The following is a 23796-nucleotide window of genomic DNA, read 5'->3' as shown; positions in this document are numbered from 1 at the left end:
CGCGATTATATATGAATTTGCGCGGACCGCCCTGCGCGCGGGTCTGGCCGAGTGGCCCGCCAGGCCAAATATCTGGCAGGCCACACTACGGCATGCGGCGTCAGGCCAGGTCCTCAATGGCGCGTTGCGCACCGCCCTCCAGCGCCAGCAACGCTTGCAGCAGATCGACGCGCAGCTGTGCCGATTGCGCCAGCTGCGGCGGAAAAATTTCGCTCACACTGAGCAAACCCACCACCAGTTGGTCGGGCGCGTTGGTGCACGTCGCGGCGATATGCAACAGGCGCGATGCCATCGGATCGCTCAGCTCAAAGCGCTTGCCGTTATCGTCTATGCCCCACAGGCAGCGCATCCACGCCGCCACCGCCAGCACATGGCGTCGCACGGGCAGGCCAGCGGCCAGCCTTTCCTGCAGGGTGCCCAGCAAACGCGGCGGCAACTTCAGGCTGCCATCCATCGAGATTTGCGCCGTCCGGTGTTTTAGCGAGGGGTTGGCATACCGCTCCAGCAATTCGTCGCGATAGGCCAGTACGTCGAAATCGGCGGGCATGTGCAAAGTGGGCGCAATTTCTTCGGTCATCATGCGGCGGATAAAGGCGTAGAACAGCGGCACCGCAATCGCCTCATCCACCGTGGTGTAACCCGCCAGCAGCGATAAATACGCGATGGTGGAATGTGTGCCGTTCAGCATGCGCAGCTTGGCCAGCTCATAGGGGATAACGTCGTCGGTGAGCGTGGCGCCGACGCGCTCCCACGCTGGACGGCCGCAAGCAAAGCGGTCTTCGATTACCCATTGGTAGAAGCGCTCGCACGGCACCGGCCAGGCGTCGAGCACGCCCAGGGCGCGCGTGGCGGCAGCCCGGTCCTCATCGGTGGTTGCGGGCGCGATGCGATCAACCATGGTGCACGGAAAGCACACCTCGCGGGCTATCCAGTCCGCCAGTTCCGGATCGGATTGCGCCGCAAGATCGATCACCACCTGCCGCAGCACCCGGCCGTTGTGCGCCAGGTTGTCGCATGACATCACCGTAAACGGCTGCTCACGCCGGGCACGCAAGGCCGCCACCAGCAAGCCCGGCACGCTGCGCGGCGCGTGTGGATGCGTCAGATCGTGCTGCACCGCCGGGTGCGTCAGATCGAGGCCCCCGCTGCGCGGATCGTAGCAATAGCCTTTTTCGGTGACCGTCAGCGACACGATGCGCGTGGCCGGATCGCGCAGCCGTGCCATCACCGCCGCGGGCTCGCGCGGCAAAACCAGTATTTCGCGTATGGACTGCACCACCACCGCCTGCTCGCCGTTACGGTCGCGCACCAACACGCTGTACAGATTGTCTTGTGGCGCCAGCGCGTTCTGCATGGCCGTGTCATCAAGCAGATTGACGCCGCATATGGCCCAGTCGCCGCCCGCCGCATGCATTGCCGCCTCGGTCAACAAGGCTTGATGCGCGCGATGAAAATTGCCCACGCCGAGATGGACGATGCCTATTCCCGGCGGCGCGCTCCAGTGGCCAAGGGTATGCGCCCCAAGGCGCGCCAGTTGCTGGCGATCAAGGCGGGCGGGTGTAGCGGTGCGAACGTTCATTGCGATGCTCCATAGGTGATGGATCAAGAAAACCTGCGACAAACTTTGAAAACATTCTTGTATGGTAGTATGTTTCGCATCACAAGTTAACGGTTCCATCGTTCAAAAGCCAAGGAGAAGCGCTGTGAAAATCACCCACGCCGACGTCATCGTCACATGCCCGGGCCGCAATTTTGTCACGCTCAAAATCCGTACCGATTCCGGCCCCGACGGCATCGGGGATGCCACCCTCAACGGCCGCGAACTGGCGGTGGCCAGTTACCTGAAAGACCATATCTGCCCGCTGCTGATCGGGCGCGATCCGTCCCGCATCGAAGACATCTGGCAGTACTTGTACAAGGGGGCGTACTGGCGCCGCGGCCCGGTAACCATGTCGGCCATTGCGGCGGTGGATATGGCCTTGTGGGATATCAAAGGCAAGGTGGCCAATCTGCCGCTGTATCAGTTGCTCGGCGGCGCATCGCGGGAAGGCGTCATCGTCTATACGCATGCCAACGGTCGCGATATCGAAGAAACCCTGGACCAGTACGCGGCCAAACAGGCGGCCGGTTACAAAGCCATCCGTGTGCAATGCGGTATCCCCGGCATGAAATCGGTGTATGGCGTGGCCAAAAGCAAAGACGCCGCCTACGAACCCGCAACCAAAGGCTGGCCGGAAGAACAATGCTGGTCGTCCGAAAAATATCTGAACTACGTGCCCAAGCTGTTTGAAGCGGTACGCAATCGCTTTGGCTTTGATGAGCATTTGTTGCACGACGTGCACCACCGACTCACGCCCATCGAAGCCGCACGCCTGGGCAAAGCACTCGAACCCTACAGCCTGTTCTGGCTGGAAGACCCCACCCCCGCCGAGGATCAAGCGGCCTTCCGGCTGATCCGCCAGCACACCACCACGCCGCTCGCGGTCGGCGAAGTATTTAACAGCATCTGGGATTGCAAACAGCTGATTGAAGAACAGCTCATTGATTACATCCGCACCACGGTCACCCACGCGGGCGGCATCACCCATCTGCGCCGGATAGCCGACCTGGCGGCGCTGTACCAGGTGCGTACCGGCAGCCACGGCCCGTCCGACCTGTCCCCGGTGTGCATGGGCGCGGCGCTGCATTTCGATCTGTGGGCGCCCAACTTCGGCATGCAGGAATACATGGGTTATTCCGCGCAGATGCTCGAAGTATTCCCGCATGCCTGGCGCTTTGAAGACGGTTATATGCACCCCGGCGACGCGCCCGGTCTGGGCGTTGAAATCGATGAAAAGCTGGCCGCGCGCTATCCCTATGAACCCGCCTATTTGCCGGTGGCCCGCCTCGAAGACGGCACGCTGGCCAGTTGGTAAATCCATCTGCTCATCGCTTACACACCCAGGAGAACAGCAATGAAATCAGTCGTGATCGAGAAACCCGGCGTGCTGCGGATTGCCGAGCGCGAACAGCCCCAGCCCGGCCCGGGCGAGGTACGCGTCAGAGTCGTGGCGGCGGGCATCTGCGGCTCGGATGTGCATATTTTTCATGGCAACAATCCGTTTGCGCGCTACCCCCGCGTGATCGGACACGAATTCAGCGGCGTGATTGATGCGGTGGGCCAAGGCGTGGACAGCGCCCGCATTGGCAGCCGTGTCGCGGTCGATCCGGTGGTGAGTTGCGGCCATTGCTATCCCTGCTCTATAGGCAAGCCCAATGTCTGCACCACGCTGCAAGTAATCGGGGTGCATCTGGACGGTGGCTTTAGCGAATACGCGATTGCCCCCTCTCGCAATGCCTACCTGTTGCCGGACTGCATCGGCGATGACATCGCGCCCATGATCGAGCCGTTTACAATCGCCGCCAATCTATGCGGCCATCTCAAGCCAGTACCCGACGATATCGCCTTGGTCTACGGTGCCGGGCCTATGGGTTTGACCATGATCCAGGCTTTGAAAGGCGTTTATGGCGTCAAGCAAGTCATCGTGGCAGATCGGCTGCCCAGCCGGCTCAAACTGGCTAAGGCCAGCGGCGCCGACATCCTGATCGACAGCAGTGTTACCCCGCTGCCCGAAGAACTGGCGCGTTTGCAGATACGCCCCACTTTGATCGCGGATGCCGCCTGCCATCCCTCGATTCTGCAAGAAGCCGCTTTGCTGGCGTCGCCCGCCGGCCGCATCGGGCTGATGGGCTTTTCCGCTGAACCCAGCAGCGTCACGCAGCAATCACTGACCAGCAAAGAGCTTTCCATCTTTACCTCCCGGCTCAACAGCGCGCGCTTTCCGGAAGTCATCAGCTGGTTTCAGCGTGGGCTGGTGCAGCCGGGCACTTTGATCACCCACGCTTTTGATCTAGCCGAAGTGGAGCGCGGATTGCACCTGTTTGAACACGATGCCGCGGCCTGCTGCAAGGTGGTTTTGCGCTTCTGACCGCTCCATGGCTTGGCCACATCAAGCAGCGGGCGAAGTACCCGCTGCGAGTCCGCTGGAATACGACTCTCCACCCCTCTCGGACGGACGCGACATGATCAAGAATCTGCGCTGGACCTTGGTATTTCTGCTGTTACTGGTTTACATGATCAACTATCTGGACCGGGTGGCGCTCTCGCTGACCGTGCCTCTGATCGAGCAAGATCTGCATTTGAACGCACAGCAGTTTGGTGTGATTCTGGGCAGCTTTTTCTTTGGCTACGCTGTGTTCAATTTCATCGGCGGGTTGGCTGTTGATCGCTACGGACCCAAAGTGGTGATGGGGCTAGCGGTTATTTTCTGGTCGCTGTTCTGCGGCTTGACCGCAGTGGCTACCGGCTTTTATTCAATGCTGATCCTGCGCGTGCTGTTCGGTATGGCCGAAGGCCCGATCTGCAGCTCGGCCAACAAGATGATTAATGGCTGGTTCCCCCGGCGCCAGGCGGCGACGGCCATGGGCATACTCAGCGCCGGTTCACCGCTGGGTGGCGCGGTGGCCGGGCCCATCGTCGGCATGCTGGCAGTCAGCCTGGGCTGGCGGCAGGCGTTTGTAGTGATCTGCGCCATCGGTCTGGTCTGGGCCGTAGTCTGGTTTCTGTTGGTGGCCAACAAGCCAGCGGACAGCACACGCGTTACTGCCAAAGAACGCGAACTGATCGAAAGCCTGAAAGCCAGCGATCCTGCCGCACCGCAGGTCACATCGGCTAGCGACGGGCTGCTGCACTACATCAAACAGCCGGTCATCATGGCCACTGCCTTCGCCTTCTTCTGCTACAACTACATCCTGTTTTTCTTCCTGACCTGGTTTCCCAGCTATCTGATGCTGGCACACGGTCTGAATATCAAACAGATGAGCCTGGTCACTGTGATTCCGTGGGTGGTCGGGTTTATCGGTCTGGCGCTGGGCGGCGTGATTTCGGATGTGATCTTGCGCTTGACCGGCAAATCGCTGTTATCGCGCAAGATCGTTTTGAGTACTTGCCTTGGCGTCGCCGCGGTGTGCGTGGCGCTGGCGGGCACGATCGCCAGCGTGGTGCCGGCGGTGGCAATGATGTCGGTATCGGTGTTCTTTCTGTACATCACCGGTTCGATTTACTGGGCCATCATCCAGGACGTGGTGCATCCGGCGCGCGTGGGCGGGGTCAGCGGCTGCGTGCATCTGGTGGGCAGCATCTCGGGCATCATCGGCCCCATCGTCACCGGCATGATCGTGCAGAACACCGGCAAGTTTGACAGCGCATTTGTGCTGGCGGGCGTGGTGGCTGCAACGGGGGCACTGTGGGTGCTGTTTGCCTTGCGTGAGCCACGTGGCCCGCGCACGCCGCAGGTGGCCGAGTTGAACTCAGCCAGCTTGTAGCAAAGACGCGGCCGGGCATACACTGCCAATGATTCTGATATTAAAAGCGGCCAGGTCATCCGACCTGGCCGTTCACCTTTTAGATCATTCATGCCCAGTCCCCGCAAAACCCTGGCCTTGCCGCCCTCTCTGGTTCAATCCAGCTCGCCCGACGACGATTACTTGCCGGTCAATCAGCGCGTGTTCAAAGCGCTGCGCAGCGCGATCATCAATTGCACGTTGCCGCCTGGCACGCCGTTATCAGAAACCGATGTCTCGACCATGTTTGAGGTCTCGCGCCAACCGGTACGTGAATCATTTATCAAACTGGGCGAAGCCGGCCTGGTTCGCGTGCTGCCGCAGCGCGGCACCTTTGTGCGCAAGATTTCGGCCAAAGAAGTGCTCGACGCCCGCTTTATTCGCGAAGCCATCGAGATTGCCGTCATCCGCCAGGCCGCCGCACGCATCAGTCCGGAAACACTAAACTGGCTGGCGCACAACCTGGAGCTGCAGGCGCTAGCCTGCAGCCGCAAAGACATGCCGCAGTTCCTGGCGCTGGACGATGCGTTCCATGCCGCGCTGGCCACCAGCATCGACTGCGCCAAAGCATGGGAAAACATCGAGCAACTGAAGGCGCATATGGATCGCGTACGTTATCTGACGCTGGATCATATTTCGCCGATGCAAGAGCTGCTGGAGCAGCACCAGCAGATTCTGACTGCCTTGCGCAATCACGATGCCGATGCCGCCAGCACAGCCATTGCCGAGCATCTGGGTCAGCTCACCCAAACGCTCACCCAGGTCGAGGCACAGCACCCCGACTGGTTTGAATAGCGCGCTGCTTTATTCGCCCAACTGGGCCAGCAATTCGGCCTGCTGTTCGTTAACCAGCGCCTGAGTCAGTTCTTCCAGATCGCCATCCATGATGGCGTCCAGCTTGTACAAGGTCAGATTGATACGGTGATCCGTCATGCGGCCTTGCGGAAAGTTGTAGGTGCGGATGCGCTCGCTGCGATCGCCGCTGCCCACCAGACTTTTACGCGTGGCCGCCTCTTTGGCGTGGCGTTCGCGGTCCTGCACATCCTTGATCCGCGCGGCCAGCACTGCCAGCGCGCGCGCCTTGTTCTTGTGCTGGCTGCGATCATCCTGACACTCCACCACAATGCCGGTCGGCAAGTGCGTCACGCGGACGGCCGAGTCGGTTTTGTTGATGTGCTGGCCACCCGCGCCCGAAGCGCGGAAGGTATCGATGCGCAATTCAGACGGATTGATATTGATTTCTTCGGCTTCGTCCGCCTCCGGCATCACCGCTACGGTACACGCCGAGGTATGGATGCGGCCTTGGGTTTCGGTCGCGGGCACGCGCTGCACGCGATGGCCGCCTGATTCAAATTTAAGCCGCGAATAGGCGCCGAAGCCCACCACGCGCGCAATGACTTCTTTGTAGCCGCCCAGATCCGATTCGCTGGCCGACATGATTTCGACTTGCCAGCGATTGCGCTCGGCAAAGCGGCTGTACATGCGGAACAAATCAGCGGCAAACAGCGCCGATTCATCGCCCCCCGTGCCCGCGCGGATTTCCAGAAAAATATTGCGCTCGTCGTTGGGATCCTTGGGCAGCAGCGCTTTCTGCAACTCGATTTCCAGCGCCTCGATGCGCGCCTTGCCGTCGGCCAGTTCTTCTTCAGCCAATGCCTTCATATCGGGATCGGACAGCAACTCCTGGGCTGTCGCAATATCGGACTCGGCCTGGCGAAACTGCGTATACAGCGCAACCACCGGCTCCAGCTCGGCGTGTTCGCGCGTGAGCTTGCGATATTGGTTCATGTCGCGCGTGGCTTCTTCCGTGGCGAGCAGCGCCCCCACTTCTTCGAGGCGATCCGCCAGTTGCGCCAGGCGCGCGGCAATAGAAGGTTTCATTGTTTGTAGACGTCCGGGTTAAGCCGTTCCAGATAGCGCTCGGGACGGGCCGCGGCTGTCCAGCCAAATTGCTGGTACAGGCCGTGGGCATCGGCGGTGAACAACATCCAGCGCCGCAAGGATTGCAGATCGGGGTGCGCGTGGATGCAAGCAAGCAACCACTTCGACAGGCCCCGACCACGGTATTCAGTATCAATAAACACGTCGCCCAGATAGGCGATGGTGGCGCCGTCACTGATCACGCGGGCAAAGCCGACCATGCGCTCGCCCTCATACACGCCAAAGCACAGCGCGCCTACCACCGAGCGGCGGAAGGTTTCCACCGGCATGCCGGCCGCCCAATAAGACTGGCGGCCAATAAAGTCATAAGCGGTATCAAAATCAAGGCGCGCAGGGTCGGTGTCGACCTCAAACGCGCCCTGTTGCCAACGGGCGGTCTGAAAGTGGGACATCAAGGCTATTCCTCGTCGTGCAGGCGGAAAAGACGGCGGGTGGCGGCTACCAGCGCGGCTTGCTCGTTGCCGGTTGCGGCATTCAACGAAGCTAGCGGCGCGTGCAGAAATTTAGCCGACAATTGTGCGGTCAGCTTTTCAAGTACGTCTTCCGGATCGTCTCCCGCCGCCAGACGTTTGCGTGCCCGCGCCAGTTCATTGCGGGCGGTACGTTCGGCGTGGTCGCGCAGATCGCGGATGGTGGGCACCAGCTCACGGCTGGTCAACCAGTGCGCAAATTCATCGACATGTTCAGCGATCAGGCCTTCGGCCGCGACCACTTCGCCCTGGCGCGATTGCACGCCCTGACGCACGACTTCGTGCAAATCATCAACGGTATATAGATAGACGTCGGCCAGGGCTGCGGCTTCGGGCTCAACATCACGCGGCACCGCCAGATCGACAATAAACAGCGGGCGGCGTTTGCGCAGCTTGATGGCACGCTCGATCATGCCTTTGCCGATGACGGGCAAGGGCGAGGCGGTCGAGGTGACGATGATGTCGAATTCGTGCAGGCGCTCGGACAACTCGGTCAGCAGCATTGCTTCGCCACCGTGCTCAGCCGCCAGCTTCTGCCCGCGCTCCAGCGTCCGGTTGGCCACCGCGACTTTGCGCGGCTTCTGCGCACAGAAGTGGGTGGCGCAGAGTTCGATCATCTCGCCCGCGCCCACAAACAAGACGCTACAGTCCGCCACCTTGGGAAAAATCCGCTCGGCCAGCCGTACACCCGCGGCCGCCATAGAGACCGAGGCCGAACCGATGCGGGTATGACTGCGCACATCTTTGGCCACCTGAAAGGCGCGCTGGAACAGGCCGTTGAGCAACACGCCCATGCTGCCGCTTTCGCGCGCCAGCCGTTCCGCGTCTTTCATCTGGCCCAGAATCTGGGTTTCGCCCAACACCATGGAATCCAGCCCGGCCGCCACGCGAAAAGTATGCCGCGCCGCGGCTTCGCCGCTGTGGACATACAGATACTGGCCCACTTCGTCGGCCTTGCGGCCACGGCTCTGCGCAAACCAGTCCAGCAATGCGCGCATATCACGGGCGTTGCAATACAGTTCGGTGCGATTACAGGTGGAGATAATGGCGGCTTCAGACACGCCTGGTTGGGCGATCAGGCCAGGCAAAGCGGCCTGCAGTTCGTCTGGCGAGAACGCAAGCCGCTCCCGCACAGCAAGCGGTGCGGTTTCGTGATTGACGCCGAGTACGAGCAGGTTCATCGCTGGAAAGACGATAGAAAAGCCGTCGATTATAACGTGTTATCAGGGACTTTGCTTACAAGGGATAGCCAGGCGGCGACGTATTTTTTATACCGGTCCCTTCTTGAACGAAGGGATTCACGATGCGCAACTGACCGTAAATCTCGAGCCCGGCCTGCAGGTCTTCCGAGTACAAGGTGTCACATCCCGCCGCAAGCGCAGACCCGACTATCATCGCGTCATAAATCGCGAAGCCGTACCTGGCCGCGGCCGCACGCCCTTGATCATGCGTAGCGACGGTCAGGGGGTGAATCGTGCAGATCCTTTTGATGGCATCGATTGCGAAGTCAATTTCCGGCCAGCGTTGCTTGTTCTTTCTACGCAGCACATTGCTTACCTCGTTCAAAACCTGCACGCTGATTTGCGGATCTTCCCGCAGTAATTCCTCTGCGCGGTCCGCTTTGCTGCCGCCATCCAGTAGAGCGTAAAGCACAACGTTGCTATCAAGAAAAACCTTGGCCACGCGAATTTGCCTCCTCTCGGTCAAACACATAATCCGCAGGAAGCAAACCGCGCAGAGAACGCAGTTGGGCCAGAGCGCGCGCCACCTCGGCCGCAGAGCGCGCTTCGGTCCCATTTGCGCGGGCGATCTCCACTTCAACCTCGTCGCCTTCGCTCAATTTCAATGCATCCACAATGCTTTCCGGTACGCACACAACCAACTGATCACCCCATTGTTTAACTTGCATGGCCCGACTCCGCATTGCATTCCAGGAATTGCATCTTGCGCAGCGCGGCCTTTCGAGGTCAACAGCCTGATCGCCACCGAATTTTGAGAGCTTGATCCAGATCAGATACATCCGAAACAAAAACGCCCTCCGCAGTCTGTGCCGGAGGGCGTTGCTGTCAGCGCGGCCGCGTCAGCCACCCGCCTCGTGTTCCTTCTGGGCCAGCCGCGCTTGCAGCAGCACCACAATCAGCAAAAACACGCCACGGATCACCGATTGCCAATAGGCCGACAGGCTGATCACGCCTTTGCCATTTTCAAAGTTAAGGATGTTAAAGATCAGCCCCAGCAGCAGCACGCCCGACAAGGTAGAGCCAATTGAGCCTTCGCCACCGGTCAGGCGCGTGCCGCCCACCACCACCGCGGCGATGGCGAACAATTCCCAGCCGTTGCCCTCGTTGGGTTGGCCCGCGCCAAATTGCGAGGCCAGGATCACCCCCGCCAGCCCTGCCAACGCCCCGCTCATCAAGTAAGTGAGAAACTTGACCCGATCCACCGGCAAGCCCATCAGGCGCGCGGCTTCTTCGTTGCCGCCGATGGCCAGCACGGTGCGACCAAAGGCGCTGAAGTTAAGCAGCAAGGCGCCACAGACAAAGGCAAGCACCCCCAACCATGCAGGAATCGGAAAGCCCAGAAAATCCCCCTGGCCGATTTCGGTGAACCCGCTGTCCCATGACACCGACACCGACTGGTTGCCCGCAAATAGCAGCGCCAGCCCGTGTGCCGCCAGAAACGTGCACAGCGTCACGATAAAAGGCAGGATTTTCAGTCGGGTAATGACCAGGCCGTTGATCAAGCCTATCAGCGCGCCCGCACCGACACCGGCGGCCAGCGGTAAGGCCACGCCATGCGCGCTCAGCAAGGCTGAAATCACACTCGCCAGCGCCGCCGTTGTGCCCACCGACAAATCGATACCGCCCGTCATGATTACAAATGCCATGCCCACGGCGATCAGCCCGAACATGCTGTTGTAGCGCAGCAGGGACAGCACGTTATACGCGCCCAGAAAGTTGTCGTAGCGCGTGGCGCCAAAAATGATTAGCAACACCAGCGCCACCAGCACGCCCTGGGTACGCAGCAAATGCCAGCGGCTGCGTTTGCGCGCGATCGGCGCGGCCAGCGCTTGTGCCAGATGGCCTGCGTTCATCGGTATGGATTCAGACATCTCAGTTCTCCCGCTTTTGCAGGTATACGGCGACCAGGATAATGCCGGCTTTGACCACCAGCGCGGCCGCGTCGGGCACGCCGTGGGCCAGCAAGGTGTAACGCACCAGCTGGATGATCAGCGCGCCCACCAAGGTGCCGACGATGCGGGCGCGGCCCCCGCTCAGCAGTGTGCCACCCACTGCAACGGCGGCGATGGCGTCGAGTTCGATGCCCAGTCCGATCAGGTTGGCGTCGGCCGACGAGTTGATCGCAATCACCAGCAAACCCGCCAGGCCCGACAGCGCGCCGCAGATCACATACACCGCCAGCTTGACGCGCTGCACCGGAATTCCGGCCAGCCGCGCCGCGCGCTCGTTGCCACCGGTGGCCAGGATATAGCGGCCAAACAGCGTCGAGCGCATTACCCACGCCGCCAGCAGCACGATCGCCAGCATCAGCAACACCTGGAAGGGTATGCCCAGCACCTTGCCGAGACCGAGCCAGCGGAATCCGGCATGGCTAAAGGTTTGCAGATTGCCATTGGTCAGCACCTGCGCTACGCCGCGCCCGGCGATAAACAAGATCAGCGTGGCCACAATCGGCTGGATACGAAAGCGTGCCACCAGCGTGCCGTTCAGCGCACCGCCTATGCTGGCCGCCAATATCGGCAACACGATGGCAACGATCATGCCGATGGCGGGGATCGCCAGCAGGCCGGTCTTTGCGCCAAAAATCAGCGGCGCCAGCGCCCCCGAAATCGCCATCAAAGAGCCGACCGACAAATCGATGCCGCCGGTAGCGATCACCATGGTCATGCCCACCGCCACAATCACGATGGTCGAGACCTGGGTCATATTGATATTGAGCGTCTGCAGCGACAAAAAGTGGTCGGTAAAACACAAATTGAACAGCAGTAGCAGCACCAGCCCCAACAGCGCGCCCGAGGGCACTTTGGCCCATTTGGGCAGACTGCGCGGGCCCGGGGTTTTCAGCGTCAGCGTCATTGCACGCCCTCCTCTGCGGTGGCGCGGCCGGCATTGGCCATCGCCGCCATGATGTTGGTTTCGCTGATCTCGCCGCCTTGCAGTTCGCGCACGCTATAACCATCGCGCAGCACCACCACGCGCTGGGCATAGGCGGTCAGCTCTTCCAGTTCGGACGCAATCATCAGCACGGCAAGGCCGTCATCGGCCAGTTCGCGGATCAGGTTAAGGATCTCGGCCTTGGCACCGACGTCGATACCGCGCGTAGGCTCGTCCAGCATCAATAGATCAATCCTGGAACAGAGCCAGCGTGCCAGCAGCACCTTTTGCTGATTGCCGCCCGAAAGCTCGCGGATTTTCTGTTGCGGGCCGGAGGTCTTGATTTGCAGGCGGCTGATAAATTTCTGCACGATTTCCTGCTGCGCCTGGCGGTTGACCACGCCCAGCTTGACCAGCTTGGGCAGCAACACCAGCGTCAGATTTTCCGCCACCGACATCTCGGGGATGATGCCTTCAATCTTGCGGTCTTCCGACAGATAGGCCACGCCCTGCGCGATGGCGTCGGCCGGGCTTTGCCAGCGCACCGTCTCGCCCTTCAGCTTCATCTGGCCGCCATCCACCTTGTTGGCGCCGAATACGCAGCGCGCCGTTTCGGTCCGGCCGGCGCCGAGCAAACCCGCCAGCCCGACGATTTCGCCCGGATGCACCGCGAAGCTGGCGTCGTTAACGCGTAAGCCGCTTTTGAGCTGATCCAGTTGCAAGGTGGCCGCGCGACCCGTGTCAGTGCTTGCGCTATCGCTGGCGGCGCGTGCCACGCTGCTGGCCAGTTCGCGGCCCAGCATGGTGGTCACCAGTTGCAGTTTGTCCATCTCGGACATGGCTTTTTCGGCCACGGTCTGGCCATCGCGCATCACCGTGACGCGATCGCATACCGCATACAACTCATCCAGCCGGTGGCTGACAAAAATGACGGAGACGCCATCGGCCTTCAGTTGGCGAATAACGCGAAACAGCGTTTCCACCTCTTGCTCATCCAGCGACGAGGTCGGCTCATCCATGATCACCAGTTGCGCCTGCTGCGACACCGCCCGCGCAATCGCGACCATTTGCTGGGTAGCGGTATTGCATAGATGCAGCGGCAAACGCACATCGGCGCCGATGCCCAGTTTGCTGAGCAGGGCCTCGGCCTGGCGATACATGGCGGGCCAGTCAATCAGGCCCAGCCGTCGTGGCTCACGGCCGAGAAAAATATTCTCGGCCACTGAGCGCAGCGGGATCAGATTGAGTTCCTGGTAGATGGTGCTGATACCGCCGCGTTGCGCCTGCAGCGGTGTAGAAAAATCGATGGCCTGGCCGGCAAAACGGATTTCGCCGCTATCGCGCTTATAAGCGCCAGTCAGGATTTTGATCAGGGTGGATTTGCCGGCGCCGTTCTGCCCGATCAGGGCATGGACTTCGGCGTGGCCGATCGTCAACCGCGCATTCTTTAATGCCGCCACCCCGGAAAATGCCTTGGTGATGTCACGCATTTGCAGCAGCGGTGCGGACGCTTGCGAATTCATGGCTGTATTCCTCGACCACCGGCGCATGGCGCGCCGGTAAAAAAATGGCCGCCGGGCGGCCATAACAGAGGATGAAGCGGAGACCGCTCCGACCGAAGGTTCTGCGTAGATCCGGCGCGACGGTTCACGCGGGCCGGAGTCCATCAAAAAACGGGCCGCAGCACGCTGCGACCCGTCTTGATCATCAGAAACCGTTTGCCAGGTTGGCTTGTGCGTTGCTCTTGTCAAAGAACAAATCGCTCACCTTCACCCAGGGTTCGATCTTTTCGCCAGCCGCATAGCGTTGCGCCACCTTGCAAGAAATCGGGCCAAAGAACGGGCTCGATTGCACGGTTGCGCCCAGCTTGCCGTCGATGATGGCTTGCAGCGCATCTTTGGTGCCGTCAATCGACACCACGATTACGTCTTTGCCCGGCTTTTTGCCCGCGGCTTCGAGCGCGGCGATGGCGCCCATGGCCATTTCATCGTTGTGGGCGTACACCGCGGTCACGTCCGGATGCGCTTGCAGCAAGGATTCGAGCACCTGACGGCCTTTATCGCGGGCAAAATCGCCGTCTTGCGAGGCAATAATCTGCATGCCGGGCTGTTTCTTGACGGTTTCGTCAAAGCCCTTCTTGCGATTGTTGGCGGGCGAAGCGCCGGTGGTGCCTTCCAGCTCAATGATTTTGGCCTTGCCGCCGGTGGCCTTGATCAGCCATTCCGCGGCGCGATGGCCCTGGTCGACAAAGTCGGAACCGATAAACGTCACGTAATCGCGGCCTGGTTTGGCCACGCTTTGATCAAGGTCACGGTCAACCGCAATCACCGGAATACCGGCTTTCTTGGCCGCCATCACGGCGGGGACCAGCGGTTTTTCTTCTCGCGGCGCCAAAACGATCAGATCGACTTTCTGCGCAATCATGCTTTGCACATCGGCCACTTGTTTGGACGCAGAGCTGGCGGCATCGGTGTTAACCAGGGTCCAGCCGCATTTGCTGGCGATGTCCTTCATGCTCTGCGTTTCGGCGATACGCCACGGGTTGTTACTTTCAGTCTGGGAAAAACCAACCTTGTAGGCGGCTTTTTTGGGTAGTTTGGGCAGGCCATCCGCGGCGGCAGTGGCAGCAGCCACGCAGCAGGTTGCAATCAGGCTGGCCAGTACTGCAGATCGTACTCGCATCACAAATCTCCTCGGGGTAAACATCCACTACGCAAAAGAGTGTCGTTACTTTTGTACTTCTTGTTTTTTGACTACAGCGAGGTGATTCTTGGATGGTTAATAATATTTGTCAAATATTATTGATCTTTATCAGCACGGCTTACCGATTCCCGCACCACCAGCGGGCATTCCATCTTGATATGGCGCTTGCGCAGCGCCCCTTGCGTGGCCGCATCTTCGGGTGACGCAGCTTCGGCAATCAGCGTATCCACCGCCCAGCGCCCCATTTCATAGTTGGGCAACAACACCGTGGTGAGCGGAGGGTGCGTATGGCGCGCGATTTCCTGATCATCGTAGCCCATGATCGCAACATCATCCGGCGCCTTGAGCCCCAACTGCTTGAGCGCCTCCAGCGCGCCCAGCGCCATCAAGTCGTTGGCGCAGAAAATTGCAGTGGGCGGCCGCGGCTCTGCCATCAGCGACAAGGTTTGTTCAAAGCCGGTACCCGACATCCAGTCCCCATCCCGCACCAGGCGCGGATCAAATGGAAGATCAGCCGTGGCCAGGGCGGTGCGATAGCCTTTAAAGCGATCTTTGGCCGCATCCATCCATGGCTCACCATTGATAAACCCGATACGGGTATGACCGGCATTAATCAGATATTCGGTCGCGGTATGGCCCCCGCCCACTTCGCCCGGTTCAACATGCGAAAAAGCACGTTCTTCGCTGTAACAGTTGAGCAGCACAGTGGGCGTGCGATTAAGCACGGTGGGCACTTCGATACTACGGGTAAAGATGGTTGAATAAATCACGCCCACCAGCGCCGGGTTTGCCAACAGATGCGCCAGGATGGCGGCCTCGACATCGGGATCCCCCCGCGTGGCAAATACCGACAGCACGCAATCGTGTTCCCACGCCGCATCACGCGCACCATCCACGCTGACCACCGGATGCGGGCTGGTTGAAATTGAATCGACAATATAACCAATCAGATTGCGGCCCTGGCGCGGGGCGGCGGTGGTGCGCTGCGTCAGGCGATAGCCCAGATCGTTGGCAATCTGCAGAACCTTTTCGCGCGTTTTGCCCGATAGTTTGGCGCCGGACAAATTGTTATTGAGCACCAGCGAAACCGTCGATTGCGACACCCCGGCCAGCTTGGCGATGTCGGTCATGGTGGGGCGCCGTTGCGGCAGTTTTTCCATCTTGCGCGAAGTGCGGCTCATGCGGTCCTTCCTGATTGCGATGTAACAGCGCACGCGGGCGCGCCATGTCGATCAGCATGATATGCGATCAGCCATTTTTTTTCCGCTCGATTGCTCATAGCGCACTAAAATAAATCGTCTTTATTAGTAATAATATTGGTATATTAGCGCCAAAACTGACGGCACTTTGCCCCCAACCACAGAGAACCAGCATGGTCCAGACGTCCCCAGACCTGTTGCATCTGGCCCACGGGCCGCATGCATTGATCCTTGCGCCGGGCATAGGCGGCAGCATCGTGCGTTATTTCAGCCAACGTGGTGACGCCAGTTTTGAATGGTTGCGCCCGGCCTCGGCGGCGGCCCTGGCGCAGGGCAATCCACTGGGGATGGCCAGTTTTCCTTTGCTGCCGTTCTGCAATCGCATTCGGGAAGGTCGCGCCCCCGCACGCGCGCGGACCATCCAGATGCGCGCCAACATGCCTGATTCGCCGCATACCCTGCACGGCGTGGGCTGGCGGCTGCCGTGGCAAGTGGCAGCGCAAACCAGCAATACCGCCACCTTGACGCTAGACCACGCACGCGATGACTGGCCGTTTGATTTTCGGGCCACCCAGTTTTTTGAGCTGGATGACGCGCTGCATATCACCATGACGCTGGAAAACCGCGACAGCGTGGCCATGCCCGCTGGTCTGGGCCATCATCCGTATTTTTTGCGCGACGCCCGCACCTGGTTGCGCAGCGACGTCAGCGGCATGTGGCAATCCGATGCCGAGCTAATGCCCACGCATCTGAGCAGCCCGCCGCTGCTGGCGCAGTTGCGCCAGGGCTGTCTGATTGATGAGCTCAACCTTGATAACAACTTCACCGGCTGGCAACGCCAGAGCGAAGTCCGGTGGCCGCAGCATGGCGCCGCGTTGACCATGACTGCCCACGCGCCATTTGATTTCTTTGTGCTGTATGTGCCGCCCGCTCTGGATCATTTCTGCATGGAACCGGTTAGCAATTGCACTGATTGGCTCAATTTGCAGCGCGTGCAACCCGACACGCTGGGTGGCCATTGGCTGGAGCCGGGCGAAGTGCTGCAGGCGCAATTCACGCTGGCGCCGCGTTTTATCGAGCGCCAGCCATGACGGGTTATGAAATTATCGATCCGGCCTTCGGCGCACTGGTACTGCCGCATGCCAGCATCGATTGCCTCTACAGCGGCGCGCGCTGGGCCGAAGGCCCGCAGTGGTATGGCGATGGCCAATATCTGTTGTTCAGCGACATCCCGGAAAACCGTATCCTGCGGTGGATTGAAGGCGTCGGGGTGAGCGTGTTTCGGCAACCCTCAGGTTTTGCCAATGGCCGGGCGCGCGATGGGCAGGGCCGCACCATCACCTGCGAACACGGCGCCCGCCGCGTTACCTGCACCGGACATGACGGCAGCACGACCACACTAGTCTCGCACTTTGGCGGCGGCCGCCTTAATTCGCCTAATGATGTGGTCGTGCAACGCGATGGCAGCATCTGGTTTAGCGATCCCGACTACGGCATTTTGACCGACTACGAAGGCGAGCGCGCCGCACCCGAGCAGCCGTGCTGCCACGTGTTCCGTATCGACCCATGGGGCCGCTTGCACGCCATGATCACCGATATGGTCAAACCCAACGGGCTGGCCTTTGCGCCCGATGAACGCCTGCTGTACGTGGCCGATAGCGGCGGCTCGCACCTTGCCGACGGACCGCATCATATCCGCCGCTTTGGTCTGGACGAGCACGGCACATTAAGCGATCAGGGCGTGCTGGCCGAGATCAGCCCTGGCATGCCGGATGGGATCAAGGTTGATGAGCTGGGCAATGTCTGGAGCAGCGCCGCCGATGGCGTGCATTGTTATTCGGCCGCAGGCAGGCTGCTGGGCAAGATTCGTCTGCCAGAAACGGCGAGCAATCTGTGCTTTGGTGGACTCAAGCGCAACCGCCTGTTTATCACCGCGTCGAGTTCGCTCTATGCGGTATATCTGGCGGTGCGCGGTACCAGGCTGCCCGGTAGCTAGCGCGCACACGCGGATGGCGTGGGCGGCGCGGCTAAGCAACTGCCTCGGCCAGGCCTTGCGTCACCAGAACATGGGTGCGTTGCGTGGCCTGCAAGGCGGTGTGTTCAGCCCCCAGATGACTAACGCTGCCGCTCGCGAGCTGGCGCGCACCGATAGCCAGGCCGCCCTGCAACACTTCGACCGTGCAGCCAGCAAAGGCAGGATCATCCAGCATTGCGCCGGCTTCAAGAAACACATCAAACATGGCGATGGGCGCAGCGCTACACGGCGCGCTTTTGCCGCACGCCGCCCCCGCCAGTATCCGCACCCGCCATCCCGGCCCGATCGCCACCGGAATTTCGCACTTGCTGAACAAGCGCCGCGGCACCGGGGCGGACTCCAGCGCCAGCACAATGCCATGCACATGCAGATTGCCGATGCCTTGCAGCTGCAACTCGGCCTGCGCGCGCGGGGCACACAGCCATTCGCCCGGCGCCAGAGCCGCCCGACCGCCACCGAGGCCATCGACAGTGAGGCAACTCTGCGAATCTTCAAACAGATACACCACCGCATACCCTGCCGCGCCCGCCAGCGCCAGGCGTTGCGGTGCCTGCCCTTGCAAATGCTGGCGTACCACGGGATCAAGCGCGTGCATGATGCGTTTCCTGTGCTGGGTTGATCGGTTACGGCGTGGCTTGCGGCAATAAAAAACGCCCGGACCAGCCGGGCGTTTTGGGATGCGGCTAGTAAAGCTTAGGCATTCAAGGCCGCGATGTCTGCGTGGGCAGAAGCCAGCGCAGCATTTTTGGCTTCTTCGCCCATGTTCAGGCCTTCGGCGCGCACGATGCGCACATCGGTGATGCCGACGAAGCCGAATACGGTCTTCAGATACGCTTCCTGATGGTCACGTGCGCGCATCACTTCGCTGGTGGAGTACGGGCCGCCACGCGTCGAAGCAATGATCACGGTTTTGCCACCGGCCAGACCTTCCGGACCATTGGCGCCGTAGCGGAAGGTGCGGCCCGCTTGCAGAATGCGGTCGATCCAGGCTTTGAGCTGGCTCGGCACCGAGAAGTTGTACATCGGGGCGCCCACCACAATCACATCAGCGGCAAAGAATTGTTCCAGCAGCGCTTCGGTATACGCGGTTTCTTCTTTCTGCACGGCGCTGTGACCTTCAGCCGGCACAAAGCGGGCACCGAGGATTTCACCAGAGAGATGGCCCGGCGCAGCAACGGCCAGATCCAGATAGGCGACTTCAGTGCCAGGATGAGCCGCTTGCCATTCGGCCACAATTTTGGCGGTCAGTTTGCGCGATACCGAGTTGTCGGCCAGAACGCTGGAATCAATGTGCAACAGTTTCATGATGGTTCTCCTGATGAGTTGTGCACCACGCTGAGCGAGGCGCTGTGCTTCGTGGCATGGGGCGAACTCTACCTGGCGCATCAATCAGTGATAAGACAGCAAAAATGCGATAGATTGTCCCACCAACAGGACAATCGTAGTGTGGGCAGGTGCGATGCAAGATCTGAATGACATGCTGTACTTTGCCGAAGTAGTCGAACGCGGCGGCTTTGCCGCGGCCGGGCGCGTTCTGGGTATCCCCAAAAGCCGCTTGTCGCGGCGGCTGCAAGAGCTGGAAGCGCGGCTGGGCGTGCGCTTGCTCCAGCGCACCACACGCCGACTGGCGCTGACCGAAATCGGCGAGCTGTATTACCGGCATTGCCAGGCGATACGCGACGAAGCCAACGCCGCCGCTGAAGCGGTCGAGCGCGTGCATGCTGCCCCGCGCGGCACCATCAAAATGACGGTACCGGTGACGCTGGCCCAGACGGTGATCGGCGAAGTCATTCCCGGCTTTCTGGCGCGTTATCCGCAAGTGCGCGTGAATATGCAGGTGACCAACCGCGTTATCGACTTGCTGGAAGAAGGCGTGGATGTGGCGCTGCGGGTGCGTTTTACGCTGCAGGACTCCGCTTCGCTGGTGGTCAAACAATTAGGCATGACTGGCGGCACGCTGGTCGCCAGCCCGGCCCAACTGGCGCGCCAGGGCCAGCCGACGCGGCCGGAGGAACTCAGCTGGCTGGATACGCTGGCCATGAACGCCACCGACGGTCGCGCCACCTGGAATCTGATTGGCCCGCATGGCGAAGAACATCAGTTGATCCACTACCCGCGTTACGTGGCCGACGATATGGTCACGCTCAAATATGCGGCGGTAGCAGGAATCGGCGCGATGTTTATCCCGGAATATCTGTGCCAGACCGAGCTCAATAACGGCCAGCTGATTCCGGTACTGCCGGACTGGGCGCCAGCACGTGCCTATGTGCACGCGGTGTTCCCCAGCCGGCGCGGGCTGGTGCCGGCGGTGCGGCATTTTCTGGATTATCTGGATGAGGCTTTGCCCGGCGCCGCCGCGGCGCATGGCATGACACCGCGCCCGCCGGTGGAACTGTAGCGAGCGCGGCAATAAGGCGCAGGTTTAAACGATATCGAGGTGGTCGATGCCGGACAGCACGTCCCGGGTACGGGCATCCGAGCCATTCAGCTTGATCTGCAAGCGCAGATCGTTCACCGAATCGGCGTTACGCAGCGCGTCTTCATAATTGACCAGACCGGCCTCAAACAGATCAAACAGCGACTGATCGAAGGTCTGCATGCCCAACTCACGCGATTTCTTCATCAGTTCCTTGATCTCATGCACTTCGCCCTTGAAGATCAGATCGGAAATCAGCGGCGAGTTCAGCATCACTTCCACCGCCGCAACCCGACCTTTGCCCGAGCGATGCGGCAACAGGCGCTGCGACACAAACGCCTTCAGGTTAAGCGACAAATCCATCAGCAATTGCGCACGCCGTTCTTCCGGGAAGAAGTTGATGATCCGGTCCAGCGCCTGGTTGGCCGAGTTGGCGTGCAAGGTGGCCATACACAAGTGGCCGGTTTCGGCAAAGGCAATCGCGTAATCCATGGTGTCGCGATCGCGGATTTCACCAATCAGAATCACATCCGGCGCTTGCCGCAGCGTGTTCTTCAGCGCCGCTCCCCAGCTTTCGGTATCCACACCCACTTCGCGCTGGGTAATGATCGATTTGCGGTGCTCATGCACGTATTCGATCGGGTCTTCGATGGTGATGATGTGATCGTGCGCGTGTTCGTTGCGGTGGCCTATCATCGCCGCCAGCGAGGTCGACTTGCCCGAACCGGTGCCGCCCACAAAAATCACCAGACCGCGTTTGGTCATGGCGATGTCTTTCAACACCGGCGGCAAGCCCAGGTCTTCCAGCCGCGGAATCTGGCTGTTGATGGTCCGCAGCACCATGCCCACCCGGCCTTGCTGCAAAAACGCATTGACGCGAAAACGCCCCAGCGTGCCGGGGCTGATGGCGAAGTTACATTCTTTGGTGGCTTCAAAGTCTTCGGCCTGACGGTCATTCATGATCGCGCGGGCCAGTTCTTTGGTGTGTTGTGCGCTCAGCAGCTGATTGGACACCGGCGTGACCTTGCCGTCGATCTTCATGGCCGGCGGGAAATCAGCGGTGATGAACAAGTCGGATGCACCCTTGGCGCGCATATGCCGCAGCAAGTCCTGCATGAATTTGGCGGATTGTTCTTTTTCCATCGCTGTTCCAGTCGGGGTCGGTTCGCGCTACGTCGCGCTGCTTTTGATTATTGAATACTGTGTTGGCGTCCACTACCGCCGCACGACAAAAATCGCCAGGCGGCGGCCCGGCGATTTGCGTGCCTGTGCCCTTAGCCCTTGAAGTTATCGGGCATGGCCGCCTTGGTGCGCGCCTCGGCGTTGCTGATGATGTTGCGCGACACCAGCGCCTGCAGCGACTGGTCCAGCGTCTGCATACCAAACTGCTGGCCGGTCTGGATGGCCGAGTACATCTGCGCAATCTTGTTTTCGCGGATCAGGTTACGAATGGCCGGAATGCCGATCATGATTTCATGCGCCGCGGCACGGCCCTGGCCGTCCTTGGTCTTGATCAGCGTCTGCGAAATCACCGCCCGCAGCGATTCGGACAACATCGCGCGCACCATTTCTTTTTCAGCGGCCGGGAATACGTCAACCACGCGGTCGATGGTCTTGGCGGCGGAACTGGTGTGCAGCGTGCCGAATACCAGGTGGCCCGTTTCGGCCGCGGTCAGCGCCAGGCGGATGGTTTCCAGATCGCGCATTTCGCCTACCAGCACCACGTCCGGATCTTCCCGCAGCGCCGAACGCAGCGCGTTGGAGAAGCTCAGCGTATGCGGGCCCACTTCACGCTGGTTGATCAGACACTTTTTGGACTGATGCACAAATTCGATCGGATCTTCCACGGTCAGAATGTGGCCGTAGTCGTTTTCGTTGATGTAATTGACCATCGCGGCCAGCGTGGTCGATTTGCCCGAACCGGTCGGGCCCGTCACCAGCACCAGCCCGCGCGGATTCTGCGCAATATCCTGAAACACGCGCGGCGCGTTCAGTTCTTCCAGCGTCAAAACCTTGGACGGAATGGTCCGGAACACCGCGCCCGCACCGCGGTTCTGCACAAAGGCATTCACGCGGAAGCGCGCCAGGTTGGGGATTTCAAACGAGAAATCGCATTCCAGCGTGTCTTCGTACACCTTGCGCTGACCGTCGTTCATGATGTCGTACACCATATCGTGTACGTCTTTATGTTCAAGCGGCGGCAGGTTGATACGGCGGACATCGCCGTGCACGCGAATCATCGGCGGCAGGCCAGATGACAGGTGCAAGTCAGAAGCCTTGTTCTTGACGGCAAACGCGAGCAGTTCCGAGATTTCCATGAAAAAACCAGGCTCCAGAGTAATAGACAGGCCGCAAGCGGCCAAAGCAAGGCAGCGCACCGCTTTGCGATACATATATACAGCGCGCAACAGACTGACGCGATTCTAAAGCAGCGCCGTCACAACCGGGCGCACAACGCCGCGGCTGTGTCGGCAAAGCCACGCCCGGCTGGCATTGCCCGCGCTCATGTGCGGCACTATCGCGTAACTTTGGCTGCGCTGGCTACTGCCCAACCGACAAGGCGCGAAGCTACGCTTACGGACGGATGCGAGTGTGGCATGACCAGCACGCCGCGCAGTATCACCCGCGAGCATCCCCAACGGCGCGCCGCGCTTTTATAATTGCGCTCATCTTGCGGCCACGCCGCGTCTTTATTGAATATCGATATGACCACTGCTTCTCTCGCCCCCGCTCGCGCCGCCGTGCTCGAGCGTATCGCCCAGGCGGCTCACGCGGCGCAGCGCGATCCGGCCAGCGTGCACTTGCTGGCCGTCAGCAAGACCTTCTCCGCCGCCGATGTGGCCGAACAATACGCCCTGGGCCAGCGTAGCTTTGGCGAAAACTATGTGCAGGAGCTGGTTGAGAAGCATGCGGCGCTGATCGAACACCCGGATCTGGAATGGCATTTCATCGGCCCGCTACAACGTAACAAAACCCGGTTGGTGGCCGAGCGCGCACATTGGGTGCATACCATCGATCGCCTGGTCATCGCTGAGCGCTTGTCCGAACAACGCCCGGCCGCATTGCCGCCATTGCAGGTGTGCGTGCAGATCAATGTCTCGGGCGAGGCCAGCAAATCGGGCGTGGAGCCAGCCGCCGCGCTGGAGCTGGCCCACGCCGTGGCGCGCTTGCCGCGTCTGCAATTACGCGGGTTGATGGCTATCCCGGAACCGACGCCGGACCACGCCCGGCTGGCTACGCAGTTTGCCGCATTGCCTGCGTTGCTGAAAAAGCTCAATGCTGCGGGTCTGCAACTGGACACCTTGTCGATGGGCATGTCGGCGGATCTGGAACTCGCCATTGCCCACGGTGCCACCGTTGTGCGGGTGGGCACGGCATTATTTGGCGCAAGACCTGCAAAAATGACGGCATAATCGCCAGCACCCAGCGGCCGCTAACACCCCATACACCGCACGCCGCAGTAACCGCGATGTTGAAACACACGCTGATGGCCGCATAAACCATAAGGGCGAGCGCCGGGCCTGTGCGCACTTCG

General features: G+C 60.6%; 23 protein-coding genes. 8 read left to right on the top strand and 15 right to left on the bottom strand.

The window, feature by feature from the left end:
- Positions 1-100: 100 nt before the first annotated feature.
- Positions 101-1579 carry a mannitol dehydrogenase family protein gene (locus ACYQ1A_RS04920; RefSeq protein ID WP_499360699.1) on the bottom strand — a complete coding sequence of 493 codons (1479 nt, stop codon included), beginning with the start codon at positions 1577-1579 and terminating at the stop codon, positions 101-103.
- Positions 1580-1703: 124 nt separating this feature from the next.
- On the opposite strand from ACYQ1A_RS04920, the gene manD reads away from it, so the two are divergent.
- From manD to ACYQ1A_RS04900, 4 genes are all read left to right on the top strand, one after another.
- Positions 1704-2915, top strand: coding sequence for a D-mannonate dehydratase ManD (manD, locus tag ACYQ1A_RS04915; RefSeq protein WP_499360697.1), 1212 nt, complete (start codon positions 1704-1706; stop codon positions 2913-2915).
- 39 nt (positions 2916-2954) lie between these two features.
- Positions 2955-3968, top strand: a complete 1014-nt coding sequence (locus ACYQ1A_RS04910; protein WP_499360695.1) for a Zn-dependent oxidoreductase — start codon at positions 2955-2957, stop codon at positions 3966-3968.
- A gap of 94 nt (positions 3969-4062) precedes the next feature.
- Positions 4063-5364, top strand: coding sequence for an MFS transporter (locus ACYQ1A_RS04905; RefSeq protein WP_499360692.1), 1302 nt, complete (start codon positions 4063-4065; stop codon positions 5362-5364).
- Between the two features lie 90 nt (positions 5365-5454).
- Complete coding sequence (locus ACYQ1A_RS04900; protein ID WP_499360691.1) at positions 5455-6177, top strand: GntR family transcriptional regulator; 723 nt, start codon at positions 5455-5457, stop codon at positions 6175-6177.
- Positions 6178-6186: 9 nt separating this feature from the next.
- Here ACYQ1A_RS04900 and prfA read toward each other — a convergent pair whose 3' ends face one another.
- The 10 genes from prfA to ACYQ1A_RS04850 all read right to left on the bottom strand — a co-directional run bounded on the left by prfA (position 6187) and on the right by ACYQ1A_RS04850 (position 15792).
- Complete coding sequence (prfA, locus tag ACYQ1A_RS04895) at positions 6187-7263, bottom strand: peptide chain release factor 1 (protein ID WP_499360690.1); 1077 nt, start codon at positions 7261-7263, stop codon at positions 6187-6189.
- Positions 7260-7715 (bottom strand): GNAT family N-acetyltransferase, encoded by a 456-nt coding sequence (locus ACYQ1A_RS04890; protein WP_062224779.1) that lies wholly within the window; start codon positions 7713-7715, stop codon positions 7260-7262. The genes prfA and ACYQ1A_RS04890 overlap by 4 nt, the downstream gene beginning before the upstream one ends.
- Positions 7716-7720: 5 nt before the next feature.
- Positions 7721-8974 carry a glutamyl-tRNA reductase gene (gene hemA / locus ACYQ1A_RS04885; RefSeq protein ID WP_499360689.1) on the bottom strand — a complete coding sequence of 418 codons (1254 nt, stop codon included), beginning with the start codon at positions 8972-8974 and terminating at the stop codon, positions 7721-7723.
- Between the two features lie 55 nt (positions 8975-9029).
- Complete coding sequence (locus ACYQ1A_RS04880) at positions 9030-9476, bottom strand: PIN domain-containing protein (protein WP_499360687.1); 447 nt, start codon at positions 9474-9476, stop codon at positions 9030-9032.
- The gene (locus ACYQ1A_RS04875; RefSeq protein ID WP_499360685.1) at positions 9457-9702 is read right to left on the bottom strand and encodes an AbrB/MazE/SpoVT family DNA-binding domain-containing protein; all 246 of its coding nucleotides are present in this window, start codon (positions 9700-9702) and stop codon (positions 9457-9459) included. The genes ACYQ1A_RS04880 and ACYQ1A_RS04875 overlap by 20 nt, the downstream gene beginning before the upstream one ends.
- Before the next feature lie 171 nt (positions 9703-9873).
- On the bottom strand, positions 9874-10905 hold the full coding sequence (locus ACYQ1A_RS04870; RefSeq protein ID WP_499360683.1) for an ABC transporter permease: 1032 nt from the start codon (positions 10903-10905) through the stop codon (positions 9874-9876).
- Position 10906: 1 nt separating this feature from the next.
- A complete protein-coding gene (locus ACYQ1A_RS04865; RefSeq protein ID WP_499360682.1) occupies positions 10907-11890 on the bottom strand; it encodes an ABC transporter permease in 984 nt (327 codons plus the stop codon).
- A complete protein-coding gene (locus ACYQ1A_RS04860) occupies positions 11887-13431 on the bottom strand; it encodes a sugar ABC transporter ATP-binding protein (protein ID WP_499360679.1) in 1545 nt (514 codons plus the stop codon). Before ACYQ1A_RS04860 ends, ACYQ1A_RS04865 begins: the two co-directional genes overlap by 4 nt.
- 184 nt (positions 13432-13615) lie before the next feature.
- Positions 13616-14590 (bottom strand): ABC transporter substrate-binding protein, encoded by a 975-nt coding sequence (locus ACYQ1A_RS04855; RefSeq protein ID WP_499360677.1) that lies wholly within the window; start codon positions 14588-14590, stop codon positions 13616-13618.
- A 116-nt stretch (positions 14591-14706) separates the two neighbouring features.
- Entirely contained in the window at positions 14707-15792 is a 1086-nt protein-coding gene (locus ACYQ1A_RS04850) for a LacI family DNA-binding transcriptional regulator (protein WP_499360676.1), read from the bottom strand.
- 191 nt (positions 15793-15983) lie between these two features.
- On the opposite strand from ACYQ1A_RS04850, the gene ACYQ1A_RS04845 reads away from it, so the two are divergent.
- The gene (locus ACYQ1A_RS04845) at positions 15984-16901 is read left to right on the top strand and encodes an aldose 1-epimerase (RefSeq protein WP_499360674.1); all 918 of its coding nucleotides are present in this window, start codon (positions 15984-15986) and stop codon (positions 16899-16901) included.
- Positions 16898-17806, top strand: a complete 909-nt coding sequence (locus ACYQ1A_RS04840) for an SMP-30/gluconolactonase/LRE family protein (protein WP_499360673.1) — start codon at positions 16898-16900, stop codon at positions 17804-17806. The genes ACYQ1A_RS04845 and ACYQ1A_RS04840 overlap by 4 nt, the downstream gene beginning before the upstream one ends.
- Positions 17807-17837: 31 nt before the next feature.
- Here ACYQ1A_RS04840 and ACYQ1A_RS04835 read toward each other — a convergent pair whose 3' ends face one another.
- Positions 17838-18440, bottom strand: coding sequence for a pirin family protein (locus ACYQ1A_RS04835; RefSeq protein ID WP_062221944.1), 603 nt, complete (start codon positions 18438-18440; stop codon positions 17838-17840).
- A gap of 98 nt (positions 18441-18538) precedes the next feature.
- The gene (locus tag ACYQ1A_RS04830) at positions 18539-19150 is read right to left on the bottom strand and encodes an FMN-dependent NADH-azoreductase (protein ID WP_499360669.1); all 612 of its coding nucleotides are present in this window, start codon (positions 19148-19150) and stop codon (positions 18539-18541) included.
- A gap of 154 nt (positions 19151-19304) precedes the next feature.
- Here ACYQ1A_RS04830 and ACYQ1A_RS04825 point away from each other — a divergent pair, with 154 nt between their 5' ends.
- The gene (locus ACYQ1A_RS04825; protein ID WP_062221967.1) at positions 19305-20243 is read left to right on the top strand and encodes a LysR substrate-binding domain-containing protein; all 939 of its coding nucleotides are present in this window, start codon (positions 19305-19307) and stop codon (positions 20241-20243) included.
- A gap of 24 nt (positions 20244-20267) precedes the next feature.
- On the opposite strand, the gene ACYQ1A_RS04820 is transcribed toward ACYQ1A_RS04825, so the two are convergent.
- Both ACYQ1A_RS04820 and ACYQ1A_RS04815 read right to left on the bottom strand, forming a co-directional pair.
- Complete coding sequence (locus tag ACYQ1A_RS04820; RefSeq protein ID WP_499360668.1) at positions 20268-21404, bottom strand: PilT/PilU family type 4a pilus ATPase; 1137 nt, start codon at positions 21402-21404, stop codon at positions 20268-20270.
- 131 nt (positions 21405-21535) lie between these two features.
- Complete coding sequence (locus ACYQ1A_RS04815; RefSeq protein ID WP_499360666.1) at positions 21536-22579, bottom strand: type IV pilus twitching motility protein PilT; 1044 nt, start codon at positions 22577-22579, stop codon at positions 21536-21538.
- A gap of 387 nt (positions 22580-22966) precedes the next feature.
- Between ACYQ1A_RS04815 and ACYQ1A_RS04810 the strand changes: the two genes are divergently transcribed.
- Positions 22967-23674 (top strand): YggS family pyridoxal phosphate-dependent enzyme, encoded by a 708-nt coding sequence (locus ACYQ1A_RS04810; RefSeq protein WP_499360663.1) that lies wholly within the window; start codon positions 22967-22969, stop codon positions 23672-23674.
- Positions 23675-23796 lie beyond the last annotated feature (122 nt).

Source organism: Silvimonas sp. JCM 19000 (assembly GCF_054652575.1).
The sequence above is the reverse complement of the archived record's forward strand: the minus strand, read 5'-3'. Positions and strand labels throughout refer to the sequence as shown.